The sequence below is a fragment of the Pigmentiphaga daeguensis genome, from assembly GCF_039523035.1.
Taxonomy (GTDB): Bacteria; Pseudomonadota; Gammaproteobacteria; order Burkholderiales; family Burkholderiaceae_B; genus Pigmentiphaga; species Pigmentiphaga daeguensis.
Genome location: NZ_BAAAEN010000009.1, coordinates 180,656 through 204,057 on the forward strand (window position 1 = coordinate 180,656; position 23,402 = coordinate 204,057).

Annotated in this window: 19 protein-coding genes; 6 read left to right on the top strand and 13 right to left on the bottom strand. The window is 69.2% G+C overall.

Annotation, left to right across the window (positions count from 1 at the left end):
* The first annotated feature begins 93 nt into the window (after positions 1-93).
* Positions 94-618, top strand: coding sequence for a CinA family protein (locus ABD104_RS13895; protein ID WP_343927693.1), 525 nt, complete (start codon positions 94-96; stop codon positions 616-618).
* Here ABD104_RS13895 and ABD104_RS13900 read toward each other — a convergent pair.
* Positions 606-1,358 (bottom strand): MipA/OmpV family protein, encoded by a 753-nt coding sequence (locus tag ABD104_RS13900; protein ID WP_343927694.1) that lies wholly within the window; start codon positions 1,356-1,358, stop codon positions 606-608. The genes ABD104_RS13895 and ABD104_RS13900 overlap by 13 nt on opposite strands.
* 213 nt (positions 1,359-1,571) lie before the next feature.
* Between ABD104_RS13900 and ABD104_RS13905 the strand changes: the two genes are divergently transcribed.
* Both ABD104_RS13905 and ABD104_RS13910 read left to right on the top strand, forming a co-directional pair.
* Entirely contained in the window at positions 1,572-2,234 is a 663-nt protein-coding gene (locus ABD104_RS13905; RefSeq protein ID WP_343927695.1) for a response regulator, read from the top strand.
* Positions 2,231-3,583 (top strand): ATP-binding protein, encoded by a 1,353-nt coding sequence (locus ABD104_RS13910; RefSeq protein WP_087839818.1) that lies wholly within the window; start codon positions 2,231-2,233, stop codon positions 3,581-3,583. The genes ABD104_RS13905 and ABD104_RS13910 overlap by 4 nt, the downstream gene beginning before the upstream one ends.
* 15 nt (positions 3,584-3,598) lie before the next feature.
* Here ABD104_RS13910 and gcvA read toward each other — a convergent pair whose 3' ends face one another.
* Entirely contained in the window at positions 3,599-4,516 is a 918-nt protein-coding gene (gene gcvA / locus ABD104_RS13915; RefSeq protein ID WP_087839817.1) for a transcriptional regulator GcvA, read from the bottom strand.
* A gap of 142 nt (positions 4,517-4,658) precedes the next feature.
* Here gcvA and ABD104_RS13920 point away from each other — a divergent pair, with 142 nt between their 5' ends.
* Positions 4,659-5,381: an RraA family protein gene (locus ABD104_RS13920; RefSeq protein ID WP_087839816.1), complete on the top strand. Its 723-nt coding sequence runs from the start codon at positions 4,659-4,661 to the stop codon at positions 5,379-5,381.
* Positions 5,382-5,456: 75 nt separating this feature from the next.
* Positions 5,457-6,443 (top strand): tripartite tricarboxylate transporter substrate binding protein, encoded by a 987-nt coding sequence (locus tag ABD104_RS13925; RefSeq protein WP_087839815.1) that lies wholly within the window; start codon positions 5,457-5,459, stop codon positions 6,441-6,443.
* Between the two features lie 27 nt (positions 6,444-6,470).
* Here ABD104_RS13925 and pyrF read toward each other — a convergent pair whose 3' ends face one another.
* Both pyrF and ABD104_RS13935 read right to left on the bottom strand, forming a co-directional pair.
* Positions 6,471-7,298 carry an orotidine-5'-phosphate decarboxylase gene (pyrF, locus tag ABD104_RS13930; protein WP_343927698.1) on the bottom strand — a complete coding sequence of 276 codons (828 nt, stop codon included), beginning with the start codon at positions 7,296-7,298 and terminating at the stop codon, positions 6,471-6,473.
* 86 nt (positions 7,299-7,384) lie between these two features.
* A complete protein-coding gene (locus ABD104_RS13935) occupies positions 7,385-7,777 on the bottom strand; it encodes a diacylglycerol kinase (protein ID WP_087839813.1) in 393 nt (130 codons plus the stop codon).
* A gap of 153 nt (positions 7,778-7,930) precedes the next feature.
* On the opposite strand from ABD104_RS13935, the gene ABD104_RS13940 reads away from it, so the two are divergent.
* Positions 7,931-8,911, top strand: a complete 981-nt coding sequence (locus tag ABD104_RS13940) for a Bug family tripartite tricarboxylate transporter substrate binding protein (protein WP_087839812.1) — start codon at positions 7,931-7,933, stop codon at positions 8,909-8,911.
* Between the two features lie 21 nt (positions 8,912-8,932).
* On the opposite strand, the gene ABD104_RS13945 is transcribed toward ABD104_RS13940, so the two are convergent.
* The 9 genes from ABD104_RS13945 to bcsA are packed head-to-tail and all read right to left on the bottom strand — an operon-like array spanning position 8,933 to position 23,300.
* Positions 8,933-10,072 carry an alginate O-acetyltransferase AlgX-related protein gene (locus ABD104_RS13945; protein WP_279815438.1) on the bottom strand — a complete coding sequence of 380 codons (1,140 nt, stop codon included), beginning with the start codon at positions 10,070-10,072 and terminating at the stop codon, positions 8,933-8,935.
* Entirely contained in the window at positions 10,072-11,481 is a 1,410-nt protein-coding gene (locus tag ABD104_RS13950; protein WP_279815437.1) for an MBOAT family O-acyltransferase, read from the bottom strand. The genes ABD104_RS13945 and ABD104_RS13950 overlap by 1 nt, the downstream gene beginning before the upstream one ends.
* A gap of 34 nt (positions 11,482-11,515) precedes the next feature.
* Positions 11,516-12,169, bottom strand: a complete 654-nt coding sequence (locus ABD104_RS13955) for an alginate O-acetyltransferase AlgF (protein WP_279815435.1) — start codon at positions 12,167-12,169, stop codon at positions 11,516-11,518.
* Positions 12,166-12,828, bottom strand: a complete 663-nt coding sequence (locus tag ABD104_RS13960; protein ID WP_420495011.1) for an SGNH/GDSL hydrolase family protein — start codon at positions 12,826-12,828, stop codon at positions 12,166-12,168. The genes ABD104_RS13955 and ABD104_RS13960 overlap by 4 nt, the downstream gene beginning before the upstream one ends.
* 43 nt (positions 12,829-12,871) lie before the next feature.
* On the bottom strand, positions 12,872-13,507 hold the full coding sequence (locus ABD104_RS13965; protein WP_279815430.1) for an SGNH/GDSL hydrolase family protein: 636 nt from the start codon (positions 13,505-13,507) through the stop codon (positions 12,872-12,874).
* Between the two features lie 43 nt (positions 13,508-13,550).
* Positions 13,551-17,858: a cellulose biosynthesis protein BcsC gene (locus ABD104_RS13970; RefSeq protein ID WP_279815429.1), complete on the bottom strand. Its 4,308-nt coding sequence runs from the start codon at positions 17,856-17,858 to the stop codon at positions 13,551-13,553.
* Positions 17,834-19,060, bottom strand: a complete 1,227-nt coding sequence (gene bcsZ / locus ABD104_RS13975; RefSeq protein ID WP_279815427.1) for a cellulose synthase complex periplasmic endoglucanase BcsZ — start codon at positions 19,058-19,060, stop codon at positions 17,834-17,836. The genes ABD104_RS13970 and bcsZ overlap by 25 nt, the downstream gene beginning before the upstream one ends.
* A 17-nt stretch (positions 19,061-19,077) precedes the next feature.
* Positions 19,078-21,381, bottom strand: a complete 2,304-nt coding sequence (gene bcsB / locus ABD104_RS13980; protein WP_279815425.1) for a cellulose biosynthesis cyclic di-GMP-binding regulatory protein BcsB — start codon at positions 21,379-21,381, stop codon at positions 19,078-19,080.
* Complete coding sequence (bcsA, locus tag ABD104_RS13985; RefSeq protein ID WP_425543333.1) at positions 21,378-23,300, bottom strand: UDP-forming cellulose synthase catalytic subunit; 1,923 nt, start codon at positions 23,298-23,300, stop codon at positions 21,378-21,380. Before bcsA ends, bcsB begins: the two co-directional genes overlap by 4 nt.
* Positions 23,301-23,402: the final 102 nt, after the last annotated feature.

A 23,402-nucleotide genomic window follows, 5' to 3' on the forward strand; every position in this document is an offset into this window, starting at 1 on the left:
TGGTAGTGCCCCAGGATGCGGTGGATCCGGCTTTGCCGGTCCACCCGCATCGCCCCCTGGGGGGCGCGCGTCAGCGCGTAGGGGGGAGCATATATGTTCGACCAGGAATCGCTAGATCTGTCCGCCGCCTTGGGGGACGCCCTGCAGCCGGCCGGCTGGATGCTGGCGGCCGCCGAATCCTGCACCGGCGGGCTGGTGGCGGGGCTGGTCACCGCCGTAGCCGGGTCCAGCGCCTGGTTCGACCGGGGTTTCGTCACCTATACCAACGCGGCCAAGGTGGCCGAGCTGGGGGTGCGGGAAGACACGCTGGCCGCGCATGGCGCGGTCAGCGAACAGACCGCGGGCGAGATGGCGGCCGGGGCGCTGAAGGCGGCGCGGACGCAAATGGCGGTGTCGACGACCGGCATCGCCGGCCCCGGCGGCGCGACGCCGGGCAAGCCCGTGGGCATGGTGTGCTTCGGCTGGGCATGGACCACGCCCGAAGGCATGCGGGTACGCACGGCCACGCATCTGCTGGCGGGAGACCGCACCGCCGTGCGCATGCAGGCGGTGAAGATCGCGCTGCGGGGCCTGCTGGAAGCGCGGGCGCTCGCGGCGGGGCCGCTTCAGAACGAGTAGGCCAGGCCCACGCTGCCGAAGGCGGCGGTTTTGCGCTCGACGATGGGGCTGTCGGCCGCGTCGCCCATCAAGGTCTGCACGCCCAGCAGCGTGACGACGCGCCAGCGCTGGTCCAGCCGGTAGGTCCAGAGCGCGAAGGCCGAGCCCGAGCGCAGGCCCGAGGACGGCCGGTAGGCCGCAAGTCCCGCGCCGCTGTGCGAGGATTGCTCGGGCGTCACGCCGAACCAGGTCTGCATGTGATCGCGGTTACCCCATTCCAGGCCGGCGCCGACCTGCACATCGTGCTTGCCGCCCTGCCAGATGGCGTAGGAACCGCGCACGGCCAGGGTGCCGCCATAGCCGCTCTTGGCCGCCTGGGTGTAGGACAGCGACGCCCGCCATCTGCCGGGCGCCCAGTCGGCGAACACGCCGTACTGGGCATGGGCATCGATGTCGCCCAGGCCGGACAGCCTGTCGGACCGGCTTTCCTTGCGGCCCAGGCCGAAGCCGGCGCGTACTCCCACGCTCAGGCCGGGGGCGACCTCGGTCTTCAGGCCCAGCCCGGGCAGCCCCTGGCTGTTCGAGATGAAGAAGGGGCCGCGCTGGAAATTGAGGATGGGCGCCGGCAGTACGCGATAGCTGTCGGCGCCGGGATAGGCCGGGATGACGGCAATGCCGCCGCCCACGAGGTCCTGCCCGACGGCGGGCTGCATGGCGCCCAGCAGGAAGCAGAGGCAGAGGCTGCGCGGATCCTGGATCATATGGCTGGCTCCTGGAACCCGCCGCCGCGGGCGGTTCCGAATGTGGACATGAAGGCGGCGGCCAGCCCGGCCCGGGCATGAGCGCGAACCAGCCGCCACCGCGAATTCTGGGCGGGGCGGTTTAAGAACTTTTTAAAATCGGGCGACGATACTGGCCTGCGCCGGCCGACACGGCTGCGCGCGCCACTTATCCGAACCAACGGGAAACCGATCTTGCGCATCCTGCTCGTAGAAGACGACGCCATGCTTGCCGATGCGCTCGTCACCGCGCTGGGCCAGCACGACACCGCGGTCGAATGGGCTCGCGATGCCGCCGCGGCGCGGCTGACGCTGATCGACCACGACTACGCGGCGGTCCTGCTCGACCTTGGACTGCCCGGCGGCTCCGGGCTGGGCGTGCTGGCCGCCATGCGTGCGCGCTACGACACGACACCGGTCATCATCATGACCGCGCGCGACCGCCTGAGCGACCGCATAAGCGGCCTGGACGCGGGGGCCGACGATTACCTGGTCAAGCCCTTCCAGGTCGACGAATTGCGGGCCAGGCTGCGCGCCGTGCTGCGCCGCAGCCTGGGACGCGTGGCGCCGGTGCTGCGCAGCGGCGACGTCGAGCTCGATCCGGCCTCGCGCTCGGTCGCCTGCCGGGGACAGCCGGTCGCGCTCAGCGCGCACGAATACCGGACGCTGCTGGCGCTGATGGAAAAGGCGGGCAAGGCCTTGTCCCGCACGGCGCTGGAGGAGGCGGTCTACGGCAGCGACGGCGTGATCGAAAGCAATACCGTGGCGGTCTACGTCCATCAATTGCGCCGCAAGCTGGGCGAGGACCTGATCGAGACCGTGCACGGCTACGGCTACCGGTTGCGGGAGGCGCGATGAGATCGCTGCGCGCGCGCCTGTTGACGGGCATCGTCGCGACCATGCTGCTGACCTGGGCGGGGTCGTTCCTGTGGTACCGGGCCGAGGTCACGCGCGAATCGAGCGGGGAATGGGACGCCGCGCTGCGCGAGGTGGCGAACCTGACCCTGTTGTCGCTGCCGGTCGGGCTCGAGAACAACGTCGCCGAGCGCGGTTTTTCGCTGCCGGGCGAGCAGCGGCTGGACACTTCCCAGCTCAAGATGACCTTCCAGGTCTGGAACCTGGCGACCGGCGGCAGCGTGCTGCATTCCCCGGCCGCGCCCGGCCGGCCCATCGTGCCGGACATGCGCGACGGCTACGCCACCACCCTGGTGGGAGGCGAACCCTGGCGCGTGTATGCCGTCTCGGACGCCAGCAAGCGGATACAGGTGCAGGTGGGCAAGCCGCAGTCGCTGCTGCGCAAGGAGCTGCACGAGCGCCTGACCCGCGGGTTGATGTTCGTCGGCATACTGGCCTGCATGCTGGCCAGCGTCGTCGGCTGCCTGGTCCAGTGGTCGGTCCTTCCCGTCACGCGGTTGTCGCGCCGCATCCTGCAGCGGCGCCCTACCGACCTGCAGCCGTTGCCGGCCAGGGAACTGCCGGTGGAACTGCGTCCGCTGGTGGAGTCGTTCAACGGCCTGCTCGGACGGCTGGACGAGACCATGCAGAACGAACGGCGTTTCCTGGTCGACGCCGCGCACGAGCTGCGCACGCCGCTCGCGGTCCTGACGGTGCAGACCGAGAACGCCCTGCGGTGCCAGGACCCCGTGCAGCTGCGTGCCGAACTGGGCAAGCTGCTGGCGACCACGCAGCGCAGCGCGCGGCTGTCCGAGCAGTTGCTGGACATGGCCCGGCTGGATGCCAACGGTTTCGGCGAAGACGACGTGGAACTGCACACCGTGGTGTCCGTGATCGCGCGGGACTTCGAGACGGGCGCCGCCGAGCGGGGCCAGCGCATCAGCCTGGACACCGAGGACTGCCTGGTGCGCGGCCGGGTCGATCCGCTGGGCATCCTGGTGCGCAACCTGGTCGACAACGCGGTGCGCTACGGCGGCCGCGACGCGCACATCGCCGTGGCCTGCCGGCGCGAAGCCGGCGGCGTGCTGCTGACCGTGGCCGACGATGGCCCCGGCGTGCCCGAGTCCGAGTACCGGCGCATCTTCGACCGCTTCTACCGCGTGGCGGGCACCACCGAACGCGGCAGCGGCATCGGCCTGTCGCTGGTCGCGCAGATCGCCGAGTCGCACGCGGCATCCATCCAGGTGGGGACCGGCCTGCGGGGGCGCGGCCTGGGCGTCCGGATACGGTTCCCGTCCGTGCGGACCGCCTGAGCCGGCACGCTTGCCTCAAGCCCGGGGCGGTGCGCGCCGGGCTTCGTCCGCGCGGGCCTCGGCCAGGATCCAGTCGCGGAACGTGCACAGATGCGTGTCGTACTGCAGCCGCTCGGGATAGATCAGGTAGAAGGCGTTATCGATGGGGACGCGCAGGCCGAAGGGCGCGACCAGCCTGCCCGCCGCCAGGTCCTCGGCCACGAGCGCATGCTGCCCCATGGCCACGCCCAATCCCTCCAGCGCCGCCTGGTAGGCCAGGCTGACGCTTTCGAAAGTCATCCCGCGATCCGGGTCGATGTCCCCCGCGCCGGCGGCCTCCAGCCAGGTCGGCCAGTACTCGGGCCGGGCCACCGATTGCAGCAGCGTGTGCCGGGCGAGGTCGCGCGGATGGGCGAGCGGGGCGCGCCCATCCAGCAGCCGGGGGCTGCACACCGGCAGCAGTTCGATGCCGACCAGGAAGCGTGAGATCACGCCGGGCCAGTCGCCGCGGCCCATGCGGATGGCGACGTCGGCGTCGTGCTCGGTGAAGTCCACCGGCTTGAGCGAAGTGGTGAAGATGGCGTCGCGGCCAGGATTGGCGGCGTGGAATGCGGGCAGCCGCGGCACCAGCCAGCGCATCGCGAAGGTCATCGGACACCAGATGTGCAGCGGCTTGTCGCGCACGCCCTGCATGGCGCGCTGGGTGGCCTCGCCGATGTTGTCGAACACATCGTTCAGGTCGTCCAGGTAGCGCCGGCCCACCGCCGTCAGCCGCACTTCGCGGTTGACCCGCTCGAACAGCCGGGCTCCCAGGAATTCCTCCAGGACCATGACCTGCCGGCTGACGGCGCCGGGCGTCACGTGCAGTTCGCGCGCGGCACGCGTGAAGCTCAGGTGGCGCGCCGCCACCTCGAAGGTGCGCAGCGGATTGAGCGGGGGCAGGCGAGTGGCCATTTCTATGAGTAAAAGTCAATCATATTGACTATAAATCGATTGATGCATATTGGGAAAGCGATGAGAATTTTTCACACATGAAGACCGCCGCCGCGGATAGGCCGCAGGCGGCGGCGCGCCTCATTCCTCACGGAGACCACGCATGACCAAGACGCTGCTGGGCAAGATCGCCCCGGAACGGGTAAGGAGCCTCGACATCGAGCGCCCGCCCAAGGACCTGATCGAGGGCTTCAAGGCGCTGGGCGACGCCACCGGCATCGTGTCGGACGTCATGGACCACCTGGGCATCGCCGGAACGCTGCCCGGCTCGCTGCTTCGGCCCACCATTCCCGGCGCCACCATCGTCGGCCCGGCCATGACCCTGCGCAACACGGTCATGACCGGCCATCCGGTCGACAACGCGCGCGCCCACCGCAACGGCATGGCCGAGATCGAGGCTCACAACATCGCGGAGCAAGGCGACGTACTGGTGATCGAGGGCGTGCCCGGCCTGTCGAACATGGGCGGCATCTCGGCCCAGGTGGCCAAGCGCCAGGGCGAGATCGGCGCCATCGTGTCGGGCGGGGTGCGCGACGTGGCGCATTCGCGCCGCGTCGGTTTCCCGGTGTGGGCCACCGAAGTCTCGCCCATCACGGGCAAGTGGCGCATCGAGACGATCGAGATCAACGGCCCGGTCCAGATCGAGGGCATACGCGTCAATCCCGGCGACCTCGTGGTGGCCGACGACACCGGCGTCTGCTTCATTCCCCGCGATCGCGCCCGCGAAGTGCTGGAACTCTCGCGCAAGCGCGCCGCCGCCGAGGACGCGCGCTGCGATGCGATCGATCGCGGCGTTGCCATCCGCGACCTGCCGTCGGCCAGTTGAGCCGCGCGCCGGCGGTATCGCGCCGGCGACCCCGCCGCCCCAGCCACGGCCGGGCGGCCACCAGGAGACACCAACGTGCAAAGACATTCCCTCAAGCGTGGGCGGCCGGCGCTCGCCTGCGCCGCCGCCGCGCTCTTCAGCGCCGGCGCCTGGGCGGCCCCGGATTATCCTACCCAGCCCATCCGCCTGATCGTGCCTTTCGCGCCCGGCGGCGGCACCGACATGATCGCGCGTGTCGTGGGCAAGAAACTGGGCGAGCGGCTGGGCCAGCCCGTCATCGTGGACAACCGCCCGGGCGCCAGCGGCATCATCGGCGCCGAGGCCGTGGCCCGCTCGGCCCCGGACGGCTACACGCTGCTCATGGCTACGACCGCGATCAGCTCGAACGGCAGCCTGTACAACACGATTTCGTATGACCTGAAGAAGGACTTCGCGCCTGTCTCGCAACTGGCCAACGCGCCCGCCGTGCTGGTGGTGAATCCCGGCCTGCCGGTGGCCTCGCTGCAGGAACTGATCCGCTATGCCCGCGAGCGGCCGGGGCAGGTCAACTACGCTTCCTATGGCGTGGGCACGGCGCCGCATCTGGTGGCCGAACTGTTCCAGCAGAGCAGCGGCACCAAGCTCTACCACGTGCCCTACAAGGGTGGCGGCCCGGCCGTGCTGGCGACCTTGTCGGGCGAGACCCGGCTGCTGTTCCCCAGCCTGGTGCCGGTGATGAACCACATCCGCAACGGCAAGCTGCGGGCGCTGGCCGTGGCTTCGGACAAGCGTTCCCCCAGCCTGCCGGAGGTGCCCACTTTCCGCGAAGCCGGGATGGAATTCGAGACCGGCACCTGGTTCGGCATCGTGGCGCGCGGCGGCACGCCGGCGCCCATCGTGGCACGGCTGCACAAGGAAATCGTCGCGCTGCTCAATGACGCCGACGTGCGCAAGTCGATCTCGGACGAGGGGGCGGAGGTCGTGGCCAGCCCCACGCCCGAAGCCTTCGGCAAGCTGATCCAGGCCGAGGCGGACCGCTGGGCCAAGGTGGTCCGCACCGCCGACATCAAGATCGAGAAGTGACAGGGGCTTTCGTCCCGCAACGGGGACCTAGCTGCGGCCGGGGCGAAAGCCGTTGATGGCGTCGCGGGTCTCGCGCGCCACGCGCGCCGCGGCCTCGCGCCAGTCGTCGCCGCCGCTGGCGTACAGGATGGCGCGCGACGAATTGATCATCATGCCGGTGCCCGCGGCATTGCATCCCGCTTGCACCGTGGCCTGCACGTCGCCACCCTGGGCGCCCACGCCGGGTACCAGCAGCGGCATGTCGGCGCCGATGCGGGCGCGCACCGCCGCCAGCTCGGCGGGGAAGGTGGCGCCCACCACCAGGCCGAGCTGGCCGTGGCGGTTCCATTTCTTCGCCACCAGGTCGGCCACGCGCAGGTAGAGCGGCTCGCCGCCGGTTTCCAGGAATTGCAGGTCCGAACCGCCGGGGTTGGAGGTGCGGCACAGCACGATCACGCCGCGATCCGGCCAGGCGAAATAGGGTTCGATCGAATCCGAGCCCATGTAGGGGCTGACCGTGACGGCGTCGGCGCCGTAGCGCTCGAAGGCCTCGGCGGCATACTGCTCGGCCGTGGAGCCGATGTCGCCGCGCTTGGCGTCCAGCACCAGCGGGATGTCCGGGTGGTGTTCCTTGATGTGCCGGCACAGCGCCTCGAGCTGGTCCTCGGCGCGGCGGGCGGCGAAATAGGCGATCTGGGGCTTGAACGCGCACGCGTAGGGCGCGGTGATATCGGCGATGGCGCGGCAGAAATCGAAGATGCGGTCGGCCCGTCCGCGCAGTTCGGCGGGAAAGCGGGCGGGATCCGGGTCCAGGCCGACGGTCAGCAGGGAGTCGGACGCGGCCCAGGCCTGCGTCAGTTTGCGGGTGAAAGACATGGTGCGAGGGGAACGGAGTCGATCCGACATTGTAGGATCATCCGGCCAGCGGCGCGAAACGGCCCGCCGCCCGCCGTGGGAGCGGGTCAGGCCAGCAGCCGGCCCGCCAGCACGTGTATCCAGAGCCCCGCCGAGAACAGCAGGGACAGCATCACCGCGGCGCTGCCCAGGTCCTTGGCGCGTCCCAGCAGCGGGTGGGTTTCCACCGACAGGGCGTCGGCCAGCGCTTCCACCGCGGAATTGAGCAATTCCACCACCAGCACCAGCAGCATGCTGAACAGCAGCAGCAGGACTTCGGTGGTGTCGCGGCCCAGCCAGACCGCCGCAGGCACCAGGATGACCACCAGCGCGACTTCCTGGCGGAACGCGGCTTCGTATTTGAGCGCGGCGCCCAGGCCCTGCAGCGAATAGCGCCAGGCGCGGAAGACCCGCTGGAGGCCGCCGGTGCTTTTGTAGGGAGAATGCTGTTGATCGGTCATCGGAGCGGGGTAGGGAAGGGTCGGCCGCAGGATACAGCGAAACGCGTCCGCGGCGCATGCTTCGGGTTTGCAACAATGGTCGGAGCCGGACGCCGATGTTGACATAGAACCCGCTGGAAAATTCCCTACCAATACCAAGAAGGAGACGCACCCATGAGGCATTTCCCGTCATCGGCCCGTGCGGCCTGCCTGGCCGCGCTGGCGTCCCTGGCGCTTGCCGGTCCCGCCGCCGCGGCCTCGTACCCGGACAAGCCGGTACGCGTGGTGGTCGGCTTCTCGGCCGGCGGCACCACCGACGTGGCCGCACGCATCATCGCCAAGGAGCTGGGCGACGACCTGGGCCAGAGTTTCGTGGTCGAGAACAAGCCCGGGGCCGGCAGCAACATCGGCGCCGAGCTGGTCGCCCGCGCCAAGCCCGACGGCTACACGCTGTACATGGTGGCCGTCACCAGCACCATCAACCAGACCCTGTACAAGAACCTGAGCTTCGACATCGTCAAGGATTTCTCGCCCATCGCGCTGGTCATCAAGGTGCCCAACATCCTGGTCGTCAATCCGTCGCTGCCGGTCAAGAACGTCAAGGAACTGGTGGCCTACGTCAAGGCGCATCCGGACAAGCTCTCGTATGCCTCGTCGGGCAGTGGTACCTCCATCCACATGGCGGGCGAGCTGTTCAAGCTGCGGGCCGGCGTGGACATCCCCCACATCCCGTACAAGGGCAGCGCCCCCGCCCTGACCGACCTGATCGGCAACCAGGTGCAACTGATGTTCGACAACATGCCCTCGGCCTGGCCGCACGTGCAGGCCGGCAAGCTGCGCGCGCTGGCGGTCACCACCGCCGAACGCTCGGCCACCGCGCCCGAGCTGCCGACCATGATGGAATCGGGCTACGACAAGTTCGACGTGTCGTCCTGGTTCGGACTGATCGCGCCCAAGGGCACGCCGCCGGACGTCATCGCCAGGATCAACGCCTCCGTGCAGAAGGCGCTGGCCAAGCCGGACGTGCAGCAGCGCTTCAAGGACCTGGGCGCCGTCACGGCCAAGACCACGCCGGAGCAGTTCGGCGCCTTCATCAAGGACGAAGTGGAGACCTGGGCGACCGTAGTCAAGGCCTCGGGCGCGAAGGTGGAGTAGCCGCGCCCGCCGCTCGCGGCGTCAGCGCGCCGCGGCGGCCTCCCAGATGTCGGTCTCGCCGTCCAGGGGGCGCTGCAGCGAACGCTCCGGGATTTCCCAGACGATCAGGCGGGGCGGCGTGTCGCGGAATTCCTCGCTCTTGAAATAGGCCTGCGCGGCGCCGGCGAATTCGCCGCCGTCGCGGGCGACATTGACCACGCGGGTCTGTAGCCCGGCTTCCAGGAACGGGACGAAGTTCGAGTTGCGCGAGTAGGACGTGCCGATCAGGGCCACCCGCGGCAGGTCCGCGTCGCCGAACAGGTCGTCCTCGGTGGCCGGCGCGGCGGTGTCCGCCACCGGCGTGAAGGTCGTGCGCGGTTCCTGGTCCAGGGCTGGCAGCAGCGGGGCCGGCAGCCAGTCTATGCCGGCCAGCCTGATCAGGTCGCCCGCCAGCGGCTGCGGCTGGCCCCGCGTGATGGCGAAGGCCTGATGCGGCTTCAGTGCCTCGGCCGCCGAGGGCAACGCGCGGGCGGCCGCGGCGATGGCGCCGGCCGCCGCTTCGGCACCGGCTTCGTTCCAGTGGGTGTCGGTGCGCAGGAACCCCGGCACGGGCAGGCCGCGCAGGACGGGCTCCAGGTCCACCGTCCGCACGCCGCTGGCTTGCAGGATGCCGTTCCACTCGCGCAGGCGCCCTTCCAGCGCGGCCGGGCGATAGACGCCGCAGCGTTCGCTTGCCGCGATGCGGCTCTTGTCGGGCACCGTGGCCACGAGCAGTTCGATGCCGCGGGCGGCCAGCCGGGTCCGCAGGTCCGCGACTTCCCGGGCGCGCGTCCGCAGGGCATCGTCGCCGCCCGCATGCGGCTCCAGCTCGTCGGCCAGGAACAGCCAGTCCGGGCAACCCTGGCGCACGCGCGGGCCCAGGTCGCCCACGGCCAGCCAGCTCGCGCCGCGTTCCAGGCTGGCCGAGCCGGCGGGCAGCGGCGTTTTGGCCAGCGTGTCGGCGATCTCGGCGGTGACCCGTCCGTCCAGGAAGCCGGGCCAGTCGGGCGCGTGGCGGGTCAGCGGCAGCTGTTCGACCAGCAGTCCGTAGCCGTTGGACAGCAGGCCCGCCGCCAGAACGATGGCCATGACGCAGCCCGCGAGCGCGTAGCGGGGGCCGGGGCGGGAAGAGGTCTTGTCCATCAGAACTGGAAGTACAGGAAGGGGACCGCGCCGCGGCTGGCGATCAGCGAGAAGCCCAGCAGGAAGCCGGCCACCGGCCAGGCGCCGTCCCAGGCGCGCAGCAGCGCCGGCCGTCCGCCGCGCGCCAGCCAGGCGTCCACCGCCGGGTAGACGATGCACAGCACGCCCAGGACCATGGCCATCAGGTGGGCGGGACGAAGCTGGACGCGCAAGGCATCGCCCAGCGCGTAGCCGTTCAGGCCGAACTGGCCGGCGTACATGTCCAGGGCGGAGCCGAAGGAGTGCGCGCGGAACAGCGTCCAGGCCAGCATGACGAACAGCAGGGTCAGCACGCGCGACAGCGCGGCGGGCGGCTCGGGCAGCGACGCATGGCCCCACAGCCGCGTGCCGGCCAGGGCCAGACCGTGGGCGATGCCCCACAGCAGGTAGTTCCAGTTGTCCCCGCCGTGCCAGAGGCCGGCGATGGCCATGGTCAGCAGCAGGTTGACGTAGGTGCGCACCTCGCCCTTGCGGTTGCCGCCCAGCGGGATGTAGAGATAATCGCGCAGCCAGCTCGACAGCGACAAATGCCAGCGGCGCCAGAAGTCCTGGATGCTGGTGGCCAGGTAGGGATGGTTGAAGTTCTCGGGGAAGTGAAAGCCCAGCATCAGGCCCAGGCCGATGGCCATGGCGCTGTAGCCGGCGAAGTCGAAGAACAGTTGCAGGCTGTAAGCGAAGCAGCCCAGCCACGCGTCCAGGAAAGTGGGGGCGGACAGCGAGAAGGCGGTCTGCACCAGGGGCGACAGCGTGTCGGCGATCAGTACCTTCATGCCGAAGCCGATCATGAAACGGCGCGCGCCCTGCGTGAACTGGGGCCAGTCCACGGTGCGCTCGCGCAGTTCGCGCGCCACCCAGTCGTAGCGGATGATGGGGCCGGCGATCAGGTGCACGAACATGGCCTGGTAGGCGCCGAAGTTCACCAGGCTGCGGTCGGCCGGCACCACGCGGCGCTGCACGTCGATCAGGTAGGAGATCGACTGCAGCACGATGAAGGACAGGCCGATGGGCAGCGCGATCTTCTGCCAGGAAACGGGCATCGCGCCGCTCCATGACAGGACCTGGTTGAAGGTCTCGACCAGGATGTTGGCGTACTTGTACCAGCACAGCACGGACAGGTTGATCGTGATGAACGCCACCAGCATCAGCATGCGCTGGCGTTCGGTGCGGGCGCTGTCGATGGCCATGCCGCCTATCCAGCCAACCAGGATGAGCGCGATGAACAGCAACAGCAGCAGCGGGCTCCACCAGCCGTAGAAGATCCAGCTGGAGAACATCAGCACGGCATTGCGCCAGGACGCCGGCACGGCCGCGTAGACGAGCAGGAACAGCGGCAGGAACAGCGTGAGGAATTCCAGCGACGCAAAGACCATGGAGACGACCTGTGGGGGAACTCGGGAAGCGGGGTCAGCGGGTCAGTGCGTCGTTGGCGAACAGCGTGCGGGGGCCCTGGGGACCGGGAACGACCAGAACCGTATAGCGCTGGCCCGCCTCGAGCGCGCCCAGGTCGCGGGCCGCGCCTTGCGGCTTGCCGTCGCAGGTCAGTTCCACCGACACCGCCACGGGGTTGATCAGGCGGCGTTTGGTCTGGCCCTGGCCGACGTTCTCGAAGATGCCGATGTTGCGGCCGGCCGTGCGCAGCCCGGCCTGGCGGCAGGCGGGATCGGCGTTGTAGAGCGCCAGCGAGGCGCGCATGGCGTTGAAGTCGTCGGGCGATTCCTTGATGACCACGGTCGCTTTCTTGTCCAGCGCGACGACGGTGGCGAACTCGCCGGGCTTGACCGTGACCGACACCGGCAGGCTCTGGCCGCCTCCGGCCAGCGTGCCTTTGACCGGCTTGCTCGCGGCCACCGGCATGAAGCCGGAGGCGGGCTTGTCCGCCGGCAGCGCCAGCGTCGCGCTGGTGCCGGCGGCCTGGACTTCCAGCGGCCCGGCGGTGGCGTTGACGAAGCGCACGAAGGCCGAGTCCTCGGCGGGGCCCGTCGGATAGAGCGGGATGCCGGCCGCGTGCGCGGTCAGCGCGGGCAGGCAGGCCAGTGCTGCAGTCAGGGTGGGTTTCATTTGCCGTGAGCTTCCTTGAGTGCCGGGGAGTTGGCGAGCGCCTGCGTGATGGCCGAGCCCCACGCCTTGTAGCCGGCCACAGTGAAGTGTTGGCCGTCCACGGTTTTCCATTCGCCAGGCTTGGAGAATTTCAGCGAATCAACGTAGTCGCAGGGAGCGACGTTGGTGGCGAGAAAACGCGACATGAGCTGCACGCGTGCGTCGTTCTTCTTGTACTTGCCGCCGGGAGTGCCCCAGGGCGGCCCGACCCAGACGCAGCGCGTGTGCGTGTCGGCGATGGCCTTGGTCAGGCTGGTGACGCTTTGCCAGGCCCAGGTCTTGGGGAAGGCGCTCTTGTCGTACGAGGCCATGGTGTCGCCGATGATGATCACCACCACGTCTGGTTTGTCGGCGGCGATCAGCGTGCTGATGGGCGTGGTGCTCGCATCGGCGCCGCGTATGACGGGCCGGCCCTTGCCGACGCGGTCCGCGCCGCAATCGACCTTCTTCTGCACCAGCCAGTCCTGCGCGCTGGCGCCGCAGGCTCCGATCGAATGGACCTTGGCGCCCTGCCGGGTCAGGTCGTCGTGCAGCGCATCGATTAGGCTGCCGGTGATGGTGAGGTGGCTTTCCCCCAGGATCAGAAGGCTCAGGCCCGCAAGGATGGAAAGAGACATGATCGGTCGTCCGTGTGTGATGCGGGGCCGCGGGGCGGCCGGAAGGTCATTGCTTGGCCAGGGCCTTGGCGATCGCGTCGCCCCACTGCTTGTAGCCGGCCGGCGTGAAGTGCTGGCCGTCCACCGTGGCCCATTGCCCGGGTTTGGAGAATTTCAGCGAGTCGATGTATTGGCAGGGTGGAACGTTCATTTCCAGGAACTTCGACATCAGTTGCACACGGGGATAGGTCTTGCCGTACTTGCCGCCTTCGCTGCCCCAAGCCGGGCCCACCCATGCGCACTTGGTGTTGGTGGCGCCAATGGCTTTGACCAGCGACGTCGTCTGTTGCCAGGCCCAGGTCTTAGGGAAGTCCGGCTTGGTGTAGCCGGCCATCGTGTCGCCGAAGACCAGAACGACCAGGTCGGGTTTTTCCTTGGCGATCAACTGCGAAATGGGTTCGGTCGCGGCGGCCTTGCCCTTGACAACGGCCTTTGCGCTGCCGATGCGCTCGGCGCCGCCGCAGGCGCCGGGTGTGGCGGCCAGCCACTCGGCGGGCGTCGAGCCGCACACGCCTATGGTATGCACGCTCTTTGCCCCCTGCCGGAGCAGGTCGTCATGTAGCGACCCGATCAGGTAGGTGGGGGTGGCCAAGTGGCTGTCGCCTATGATGAGGATCGTCAGGCCAGCGATCAGTGAAACCATTTCGTACTCCGGTGATACCTACAGCAGTAAGAGGTGATTCGGGTCATTCGCTCGCATAGGGTGAAGCGAAGGGAGGTACCGGCATAGGAACCGGTCCGGTTTGCGGTTCGAGAGCGTAACGCACATAGATGCCGCCCTTGTACTGCCGGTAATCGCGCGCGTTGTCGATGCTGAAGTTGCCCCCCAGGAACCACTTGGGTGCGAGCTGATATTCTGCCGCCAGCGCTAGTCCATAGCCGATGCCGGTCTTGCTCTGGCCCGCATAGCTGGCCTGGGAGCCGTAGGCAGCGGCGATGGCTTCGGCCTGGGCCTGGCGGGCCGGGTCAGAGAAGTAGTTCGCGGCATCCTGCTTGATGTGCTGTACGCCGATCGAGCCCTTGACCTGGTAGCTGAAGCGGCCCTGGCGCTGCGCCCATGCCAGTGGCACGCTGAGCGCGACGAAGCGCTGCGGACTGAAATAGCCGCCATTGCCCACTGTGTAATAGGCCAGGTTCTTGTCATAGCCGAAGAGGGTCAGATCCAGGCCCGAGGTCAGGCTGCGGTTGGGTTCTCGTATGAGTTGCATGTAGAAACCCGCACCGCCCGAGAGCCGGCTGTTCGACTGCACGTTGTGGCCGTTCAGGCTGTGCCAGCCCAGGCTGCCGTAGAAGCCGTAGCCATCGTAGTTCAGGCCGCCGCGCAGGCGTCCGCCCGTGGCCGTCACGCCGCCCCAGCTTTCGCCGGTCCGGCTGTCGCGCGTGCCCGCGTAGGAGAGCACCGTGTCCGTGACCGCGCGGCGCGAGGCTTCCACGCCATAGGACAGGCGCGGGCCGTCCTCGTTGGCGACTTCGCCGTCGAAGCGGGCGCCGCCCACGATGTTCTGGTAGCGGAAACCGAAAGGCGTGACACCCAGGTCCAGCTTCAGCCCCGACAACTGGTAACCCACCGCGACGCCCACGCCGCTGGCGTTCTGCGAGCCGGGTGCGCCGACGGCACCCTGTTGCTGGGCATTCGCGGCGGCGGGGCCGCCGCCGAACTGGCTGCTGGACGCGAAATCGCCGCCGACCGAGCCGGCGCGCAGGGTGACCGGGGTGGCCTGGACATAGGCGCGGCCGTCGCCGACGGGGAAGTCCACCGTGACCGGCGTTTCCACGTCCAGCATGCGGCCCATGCCGCCGGCGCCGTTGTGCTGGCGCATGGTCGTGCCGACGGTGATGGTCGCGCTGCGGGCCTGCTGGATCGCATCCAGTTCTTCTTCCAGCGTCTTGGGCGCAGCAGGTGCGGCCGAGGCCCTGGCCAGGTTGGCCTGCGAGCCGTCGGGCCGGCGGAAGGGGGACGGCGGCAGGGTGGGCGCGGGTTCGAGCCCGATCACCGGGTCGGGAATGGCGCCGGGGGAAGGCGGCGGGACGGTACCCGGAGGCGGCGCCGATACCGTGGCGACGAATGGTGCCTGCACGGTCGCGGATTCCAGGTCCGCGCGGACCGAGGAGACGACCGACGCGGGCTCCGCGCTGGACGAGGCGCGCGCTGCCGGGACGGGCGCGGCCAGCGCCGCGGGCGCCGGCGCGGCAGCGGCGCGTCCGCCGTCTCCGCGTGCCGCCGCGGCGTAGGTTGCGGGCGCGGTGACCTGGGTACCGAAGACGGGGCCGCCGTAGGAGACGGTCGTCGTGTCCGCCGGTGCCGCGCCCGCCACCCGCTGGGCCGGCGGATTGCTGCGGACCTGGCCGGGGAGGCTGGCGAAAGGATTGTCGTCGTTGACCCGGGGGGCCGGCGCCGCTGCCACCGTCTGCTGGGCCGCCGGAACCTTGGCCGCGGCTTGCGCGGCCAGGGCCGCCTTCAGGTATTCCGCGGCCTTGCCGCTCTTGCCCATGCTGTTGTAGACCCGGCCCACCGAGGCCAGCACGGTCGGGTTCCTGGGGTGCAGGCTGACGGCCTTGGCCAGCGCGGCCTCGGCGTAGTCGGTATTCCTGGCCTGCACCGCGGCCTGGGCGGCGGCGGTCAGCAGTTCGGCATTGTCGGGATCCTTCTCCAGCAGTTGCCGGTGCAGGGCCAGCGCCTTGGCGCCGTCGCCGGCCGCCGAGTACATGCGCGCCAGCGCCCCCACGACCAGCGGGTCGTTGGGATACTTCGCCAGCATCGGGGCCAGCACGTCGTAGGCGTCGGCGATGCGGCCGCGCTGGCGCAGCGCGTCGGCCTGGCGCACGGTGTAGAGTTTGCGAAGATCGTCGAAGCTGCGGGTCTGCCGATCGTTCAACGCCTGCGTCTGCAATTGCCGCAGGATGCCCGCGGCTTCCGCGTCCTGGTCGGTCTTGAGCAGCACGACCGTGTATTGCAGCAGCAGGTCGTTGTCGGGGGTGGACGTGCGGGCCATTGCCTGGCGCAGCATGCTCAAGGCATGCATGTTGTCGCCGGCGTCGATGTAGGCCGACGCGAGCGAGCCGATCAGTGCCGGGCTTTGCGCCACCTCGGGTTCGAGCTGCGCGAGGATGGCCTTGGCCTGCTCCGGCTTGCCGGCCCGGGCGAGCGTGACCGCCTGCGACACCTGGTACTGGGTCCAGGCGAGTTTCTGCAGGTCGATGACTTCCTTGGTCCGATTGCGAGCCGGGATCCTGTCCAGCGTCTTGAGCGCCGCGTCCCAGTCCTGGACTTCGGCGGACAACAGGGCGCTGGCCTGTAGCGCGCCGGGGTCGTCGGGGTTGGTCAGCAGCAGGCCGTCGACCACGCCTCGCGCTTCGGCGATGCTGCCCGTCTTCAGGTACAGGCGCGCCAGATCCAGGCGCAGCCAGGCATCGTCGGGATTGACGCGCAGGCCGTCTTCCAGCAGCCGTCGCGCGGCCGGGTAGTCGCCCCGTTCGCTGGCCTTGCGGGCATCGTTGCGTGCCTGGGTGGCGCGCAACTGGCCGACGCCGCCCAGCTTCTGCTGGTCGGCCGGGCTCAGTTGCGAGACCAGCCGCAGCGCTTCCTCCATGCGGTCGGTCTGCGCCAGCACGTTCACCAGGCCCTGCAGCGCGGCAAGGTTGTCCTTGTCGCGCGCCAGCACACCGCGGAAGATTTTCTCCGCCTGGGAGTATTGGCCGCGCTCGGCCAGCACGCCGCCCAGCGCGACTTCGGCCGTCCGGTCGTTCTGCGACAGTTTGACGGCCTGTTCCAGTTGCTGCTGTGCCTTTTCCAGTTCGCCGGCTTCGCGGGCGCGTTCGGCGCTGGCGTTGAGCGACCAGTACCGGGCGACGCCCAGCACCTGTTGCCAACCGCCGCGCGAGCGCGGTTGCCGCGTGGCGCGCGTGAGGAATTCCACGGCCTCGTCGGGGCGGTCCTGCTTGAGGCGCAGCACGCCCATGCCGCCCAGCGCATCAGCGTGATTGGGGTTGGCCTGGAGCAGGGCGGACAGGTTCGCCTCCGCGCTGGTGAGGTCGCCGCTTTCCAGCTCCTTGAACGCGCGGTTCAACTGAGCATCCTGAGGAGACACCGCCGCGGGCTGGGCCGCGGCGGTCCTGGTAGGCTTGCGCGTACGGCTGTATTGCTGGCGGATCTCGGTGTCATCGGGGTGCGCCTTCAGATAGGCCTCGAACAGTGGCGCCTCGGCGGGGCGGGGATCGCCGTACCAGGTCAACGCCGCCCGCCAGCTTTCGTCGGCGTCGCCGCCGACGTCCTGGCGCGACGACAGCCTGGCCAGGCGGCGGATGCCCTCGGCCCGGGTGCTTTCCTTGCGGGTCAGCAGCTTGGCCAGCGCGAGCGAGACCTGGACGTTGTCGGGGCTTTCGCGTTGTAGCCGTTCCAGGCCCTGGCGCGCCTCGTCCCAGCCGTCGTTGGTGTAGCCGAGGTAGCCGTAGTATTCCAGCGCGATGCGGCCTTGCGGGGCCTTGCCGCCGAACACGGACCTGTACTGGGCCACGGCCTTGTCGAGTTCGCCGGAGCTGGCCAGCAAACGGGCCTGTTCGAGTGCCTTCGGATTGTCGCCAGCGCGCAGGGTGATCTCCTGCTCCAGCCGCACCGCATCGACTTCAGCCGTCCCCAGCGCGCGCAGCTGCGCCAGGTACTCCCGTGCGCGCGCGGGCCGGTTGGCCTTCAGTTCGAGCAGGCCCAGGTTGTACAGCGCCTCGGTGTTCTTGGGATCCGCCTGCAGCAGGCGCCCCCAGGCTTCGGCGGCGCGCGCGTCGTTGTTGCGGGCCTGCCAGTAGCGGCCCTGTTCGAGCAGCGACGTGGTCGTGGCCGAAGGCGTCTGCGCGGGGGCTGCCGGCGGGGTCTGCGCGTTCAGGCTGGGGGAAATGGCCAGGGCGGCCAGCAGGCCGGCCGTCAGAAAACCACCTCCAGCGCGGCCCGGGCTTGGGGCGGCCCGGCGCCGGGGCGCTAGCGAGCGACGGTGGGCGGACATGTTTTCTCCCAGGATAGTTGCACTTGTCCAGTGCTTAGGAATCGATAGCGTTCTTCGGCCCAGCCCAATCCAAACAGGCTGAGCACGACGTCGTAGTAGGGGGGCTGGCGGCCCGGACCTGCCGTGCGCAGGCTTTCGTCCAGCAGGGCCTGGGCGCGGCGCCGCTGCAGGTCGGCCAGCCAGGGCTGTTTCTTGGCCGTGAAGTAGGGCACCAGCGCCGACGAAAAGCCGAACGGTCCGGTGCCTTCGGTCTGGCCCGTCATGGCGCGTACGCGTTCAGGTGGCGTGCCGGCGCTCGCGGTCGAGGCGGCCATGCCGCGCAGGGCTTGCAGCATGGGGTCGGCCAGCGGATCGCTGGTGGGGGCCATGCCGGCCCACAGGTAGGTACGGATGGCGTCGTAGCTGCCCAGGTCGCCCTTGGTGGGGTCGACCACGAACAGGCCGCTGGCGGGCGAAGCGCCGCGATAGGCGACCCAGTCGGCCACGTAGCCCTTGGGGCTGACGGCGGCCAGCAAGGCCGCGGTGTTGTCGGCGATCCGGGCCCAGGGACCCGACGGCGAAACCGTGGCCAGCCGGCGCAGCAGCGGCAGCGGCAGGTAGCTGGGGTTGATCTGCCAGAGCGAGTCCGGCCGCGCGAAGCTGCTGCGGCCGGGAAGCAGCATGGGTCCGAGGCCCGGCAGCTCGACGGTCTCCTCGGCCTCGATGCGGGCCACGAGGGCGCGCGCGTCGCGCAGGTAGTCGTCGCGGCGCCATCTCTCGCCGGCCTCGAACAGCGCATACGCGAACCACAGGTCGGCATCCGAGGCGGAGTTGTCGTCCAGCACGCCCCAGGTGCCGTCTTCGCGCTTGCCCCAGTACCACGCGGGCAGCCGGGCGCCGATGTCGCCGCCGGCCAGGTTGTCGACGGCCCAGCGCCACATCCTGTCGAAGGCGGCCGCATCGTTGGCGACCAGGGCGAAGAACATGCCGTAGGATTGCCCTTCGGACGAGGAGTGCAGGCGCGGTGTGCTGGCGTCCAGCACCCGGCCGTCGGGCTGGATGAAGTGCGTCCCGAATGCCTGCCACAGCGGCCACGCGGGCGTGCACGCGTCCGGGCCGGCGGCCGCGCGGACGGCCGCCGGCCCGGCCAGCGCGAACGACAGCGCCGACGCCATGGCGGCCAGGCGCCATGGCAGCCGCCCGATGGCTGGGTGCGTCTTCATCTGGCCACCGGCGTCGCTCAGGCGTTCAGGCGGCGGGCCGCCCGGGCGCGAAGCGCGATGTAGACCAGGAGGCCCAGCAGCGCGATGCCGAACACGGCAAGCAGCAGCAGGATCCAGGGTTGGCGGGCGGCGTACCACTGGATGCTCTTGAAGAAACCCAGCGATCCCACGTAGTAGGTCGGGCCCGAGACCAGCGAGTCGACCTGCTTGCCGCGCACGACGGACACGCTGCCCTGGATGAACTCGGTCCGGTCTTCGCCGATCAGCGCATCCACGGCTTCGGCCAGGCCTTCGGGGCGGGTGGCCGAGATCGCGACCACGCTGCGGCCGCTGCGCAGCGGCGATTCGAAGCCCGCGAATACCACGCTGGCGCCATCGGTCGTGAAGGACAGCGAATTGCGGGCCTTGCCCGTGTCCTCGCGCGGATTGGGAACGACCCAGTTCCAGGCCTGGTAGACCCAGTCCGACAGGCTGAAGCGGCGGCCGCCCTCGGCCAGCGAGACGGGCAGCTGGCTGCTCCATTGCTTGAGCAGGGGCTGGTTGTCGCCCGATGCGATCACCAGCAGGTCCTTGTCGGCCAGGCCCGAAACCTGCTCGGCGCGCGCGACCGTGACGTTCAGCGCGGGATAGCCGGTCGATTCCGACAGGCGGCCCAGCACGCCCAGGTAGGTGCTGTACTCGGCGGTGCCGGCGCTGTCCGGAAGAATGATCGCGGTCTGCGACAGGTCCGCCATCCGGGTGAACGGGAAGCCGCTGTTGTGGAACACGGCCAGGTCGGGCAGGGCGATATAGTGCTTGAAGCCGGAGATGTCGATGGTCGAATCCGGTTCGATCGCGCCGCGGACGTTGTCGATGATCACGTCACGGCACTGGCCTTCCTTGATGTAGTCGTACTGGTAGCGGAACTGCAGCCGCGAGCGCGGCGGCATCAGCTGCAGCGGCAGCTCCATCTGCGCCCGCACGGGAATGCTGCTGTCCGTCTGGAGCTTGGCCAGCAGGCCTTCGCCGCCGTTCAGGCGTTCGATCGACGGCAGCGGGAACGACTTCACCAGTTGGTCGTTCACGCCCAGGGTCATGGTCGAGCTGGTCGACAGTTGCTGGGGCGTGTAGCGATACCGCAGGTCCAGTGGAATGCCGCTCTCGCGCCAGCCGAACAGATCGGGCGGCAGGCGCAGGTCGACCGGAATGGTGGGAGGCGCGAAGCCCGAGACGTTCAGGCTGGCGGGCGGCACCAGTTCGCCGAACTTGACCGGACGATCGCTGCGCAGCCAGTTGGGCGCGTCATAGGGCTTGCGCGGTTCGAGTTCCGCCAGTTGCGTGATGACCGCGCGCTGGCCGGTCAGCGCCTTGCTGCCCGTGACCACGGCCTGGGCGGCCCGCTTGAGTTCCTTGGCATCGCGGCCACCCAGCACCAGCAGCTTGCCGTACATGTCGTTGGGGTTGGGGACCAGGGTGACACTCGGCCCGCTGGGGGCGGGCAGGTCGAGCCCGCCCGAGCGCAGCTCGCCCGTGGTCAGCAGGATGGCGTTGCCCTTGGTGGGCAGCTGGTTGACGGCGGTCGGGAAGCGCGCGCCGCGGTAGCTCGCCAGCGCTCCGAACCACGACGACAGGATGCCGGCCGCCTCCAGGGTGGTGTTGTCCGGCGCGGCGGCGAACACGAAGGGCAGCGTCAGCGGCCGGCTGTCGCGCCGGTCGAAGAAGGGCAGGGGCAGGATGGACAGGTCGTTGGCCAGCACCAGCGGCGTGACCGTGAGCTCCAGCGTGCTGCGGTTGCTGACGTTGGCCCACAGGCTGGAGTGCAGGGGATCCTCGCACTCCATCGTGTAGTGGCCAATGAGCTGCACGTTCAGGTTGTTGAATTGCGTGATGAGCTGCGAAGGCAGGTCGACCACGGTTTCCTTGGGCTCGCCCGCGCTTTCCTTGGGCACCGGCACCGAGGCCGCGACTTCGCCATTGACCAGCACGTTGATGTGCGACAGGTCGGCCAGCAGCGCGGGCGAATAGGTGTAGCGCAGGCGCAGCCGCGCCGAGGACACGACCTCGTCGGCGCGGATGTCGAAGGGCAGGCTGAAGCTGCCTTCCACGCCGCGGATCACCATGGGCGCGCCCGCGCCGAGCTGCTTGAGCGTGACGCCATAGGTACGGCCGCCCGACACCAGTTGCTCGGGCTTGGCGGGGGACTCGCCGCCGGCCGGAGCCGGCTGGGTGGCGGCCTGCAGCGGCAGCGAGTTCAGCAGCAGCGCGGCGGCCAGCATCGCCGAGAGCGGCCTGGCGGACAATGCGTAGGCGCGCTTGCGGGGAAGATTTCTGGTTGTTGTCATCGATTCTTCATCCTGGTTTGGATAGGACGGGCTTGCAGGCGGGCGCGCACGGCCTGGCCTCCGTGTAGGGCGAGTTGCTTCATGCCGAGCACGCCGATGCGCACGACCTCGCGCAGGCCGACCAGCGGCGCGTCGGGCGTGTTCTGGCCCCAGTTCTCGGCCCAGGTGTCGGCGCGCGCGAAGGTCATCTCGGCCATTTCCACCTGCTGTTGCAGCGTCAGCGATTCGAAGCGCAGGCCCAGGTGGTGGTCGGTCGAGAACACGATGGTGGCGGGAAAGACCCGCTGCTCGGTGCCGCGGAACAGGGCCACGTGCAGTTCCTGCCCGATCTCCAGCCGTTCCAGTTCCGGCGGCAGCTGGATGCCCAGGCCGGTCGCGGAATAGTCGGTGGTGCTGCACGCCACGGTCTTGCCGTTCGGCAGGCGCAGCATGGCCGGGATCTGCGCGGCGACGCGGGGCTGCGAGCGGAACTGCCGCTCCTCGCGGGCGACGGCGATGCTCGCGCTGGTGATGATGATGTTGTAGAGGGTCCAGAGCAGGTTGATCGCCAGGGTGAACAGGCCGCCCGAGTCATAGTCGACGACGGCCAGCGAGATCAGGCCGGCGATCAGGCCGGCGATGTTCAGGGCCAGCAGCACGAGGTAGGGCTTGGCCATGTCCCAGTCGAACCACGCCTGGCCCTGGGCGCCGCCCTTGGCCGTGACGTTGAACTTGCCCAGCCTGGGGTTGATCAGGGCCAGCAGTGCCGGCCGCATGATGTACCAGGCCAGTACCGATTCGTAGACCTCGTTCCAGAACGAGTGGCGGAAGCGCCCCTGCATCCGCGAGCTGGTCAGGTTGGCGTGGATCAGGTGGGGGAAGGCATACAGCGTGATCATCAGCGCCGATGCCTGGAACACGTGTGCGCCGAAGAACAGGAAGGCCAGCGGCGCGGTCAGGAACACCAGGCGCGGCAGGCCGTAGAAGAAGTGCAGCATGGCGTTCAGGTAGCACATGCGCTGGCTCAGGCTCAGGCCCTTGCCGAACAGCGGGTTGTCGACCCGGAATATCTGCGCCATGCCGCGCGCCCAGCGCACGCGCTGGCCGATGTGGCGGGACAGGTTTTCCGTCGCCAGGCCGGCCGCCTGCGGGACGGCCAGGTAGGCCGTGTTGTAGCCCGCGCGGTTCAGCTTGAGGGCGGTGTGGGCGTCCTCGGTCACCGTCTCGGTGGCGATGCCGCCCACTTCCTCGAGCTGGCTGCGGCGCAGGACCGCGCACGAACCGCAGAAGAACGCCGCGTTCCAGAGGTCGTTGCCGTCCTGGACCAGGCCGTAGAACAGCTCGCCCTCGTTGGGCACCGCGCGGAAGGTATGCAGGTTCTTCTCGAACGGATCGGCCGAGAAGAAATAGTGGGGCGTCTGCAGCATCGCCAGCTTCGGATCCTTCAGGAACCAGCCTATGCAGATCTGCAGGAAGGAGCGGGTGGGGATGTGGTCGCAGTCGAACACGGCCACGTACTCGCTGCTGGTCAGCTCCAGCGCCGCGTTCAGGTTGCCGGCCTTGGCCGATTCGTTGTTGCTGCGCGCGATGTAGCCCACGCCCAGCTCGGAACAGAAGTCCTGGAATTCCTTGCGGCGGCCGTCGTCCAGCACGAAGATGTGCAGGCGGTCGGCCGGCCAGTCCAGCGAGACGGCGGTCAGCACCGACTGCTTCACCACGTCCAGCGGCTCGTTGTAGGTCGGGATCAGGATATCCACCGACGGCCAGGTCGCCGGATCGGCGGGCATCGCGGCCGGCAGCCGGCGCAGCGGCCAGATGGTTTGCAGATAGCCCAGCAGCAGTACCGACAGGGCATAGATCTCGGCCAGCAGCAGGCCGTAGCCGAAGGCGATGTCCAGCCAGCTCTGGAAATCCAGCGTCGAGGTCAGCCGCCAGTACATGTAGCTGTCGCATCCCTGACGATTATATAGACTCCCGCCGCTACCCCCTGTTCATGGCTCGTGCCGTTTTGCAAGCCCTGATTGAGGAACATGAGCAAGCCA

What these genes read in the sequence shown, in the direction of transcription:
- ABD104_RS13895 (WP_343927693.1), top strand. Translation starts at nt 94, where the DNA reads ATGTTCGACCAGGAATCGCTAGATCTGTCCGCCGCCTTGGGGGACGCC.
- ABD104_RS13955 (WP_279815435.1), bottom strand. Translation starts at nt 12,169, where the DNA reads ATGAAACCCACCCTGACTGCAGCACTGGCCTGCCTGCCCGCGCTGACC.
- ABD104_RS13945 (WP_279815438.1), bottom strand. Translation starts at nt 10,072, where the DNA reads ATGGACAAGACCTCTTCCCGCCCCGGCCCCCGCTACGCGCTCGCGGGC.
- ABD104_RS13900 (WP_343927694.1), bottom strand. Translation starts at nt 1,358, where the DNA reads ATGATCCAGGATCCGCGCAGCCTCTGCCTCTGCTTCCTGCTGGGCGCC.
- ABD104_RS13940 (WP_087839812.1), top strand. Translation starts at nt 7,931, where the DNA reads ATGAGGCATTTCCCGTCATCGGCCCGTGCGGCCTGCCTGGCCGCGCTG.
- bcsZ (WP_279815427.1), bottom strand. Translation starts at nt 19,060, where the DNA reads ATGAAGACGCACCCAGCCATCGGGCGGCTGCCATGGCGCCTGGCCGCC.
- bcsB (WP_279815425.1), bottom strand. Translation starts at nt 21,381, where the DNA reads ATGACAACAACCAGAAATCTTCCCCGCAAGCGCGCCTACGCATTGTCC.
- bcsA (WP_425543333.1), bottom strand. Translation starts at nt 23,300, where the DNA reads ATGTACTGGCGGCTGACCTCGACGCTGGATTTCCAGAGCTGGCTGGAC.
- ABD104_RS13920 (WP_087839816.1), top strand. Translation starts at nt 4,659, where the DNA reads ATGACCAAGACGCTGCTGGGCAAGATCGCCCCGGAACGGGTAAGGAGC.
- pyrF (WP_343927698.1), bottom strand. Translation starts at nt 7,298, where the DNA reads ATGTCTTTCACCCGCAAACTGACGCAGGCCTGGGCCGCGTCCGACTCC.
- ABD104_RS13910 (WP_087839818.1), top strand. Translation starts at nt 2,231, where the DNA reads ATGAGATCGCTGCGCGCGCGCCTGTTGACGGGCATCGTCGCGACCATG.
- ABD104_RS13935 (WP_087839813.1), bottom strand. Translation starts at nt 7,777, where the DNA reads ATGACCGATCAACAGCATTCTCCCTACAAAAGCACCGGCGGCCTCCAG.
- ABD104_RS13950 (WP_279815437.1), bottom strand. Translation starts at nt 11,481, where the DNA reads ATGGTCTTTGCGTCGCTGGAATTCCTCACGCTGTTCCTGCCGCTGTTC.
- ABD104_RS13970 (WP_279815429.1), bottom strand. Translation starts at nt 17,858, where the DNA reads ATGTCCGCCCACCGTCGCTCGCTAGCGCCCCGGCGCCGGGCCGCCCCA.
- gcvA (WP_087839817.1), bottom strand. Translation starts at nt 4,516, where the DNA reads ATGGCCACTCGCCTGCCCCCGCTCAATCCGCTGCGCACCTTCGAGGTG.
- ABD104_RS13965 (WP_279815430.1), bottom strand. Translation starts at nt 13,507, where the DNA reads ATGGTTTCACTGATCGCTGGCCTGACGATCCTCATCATAGGCGACAGC.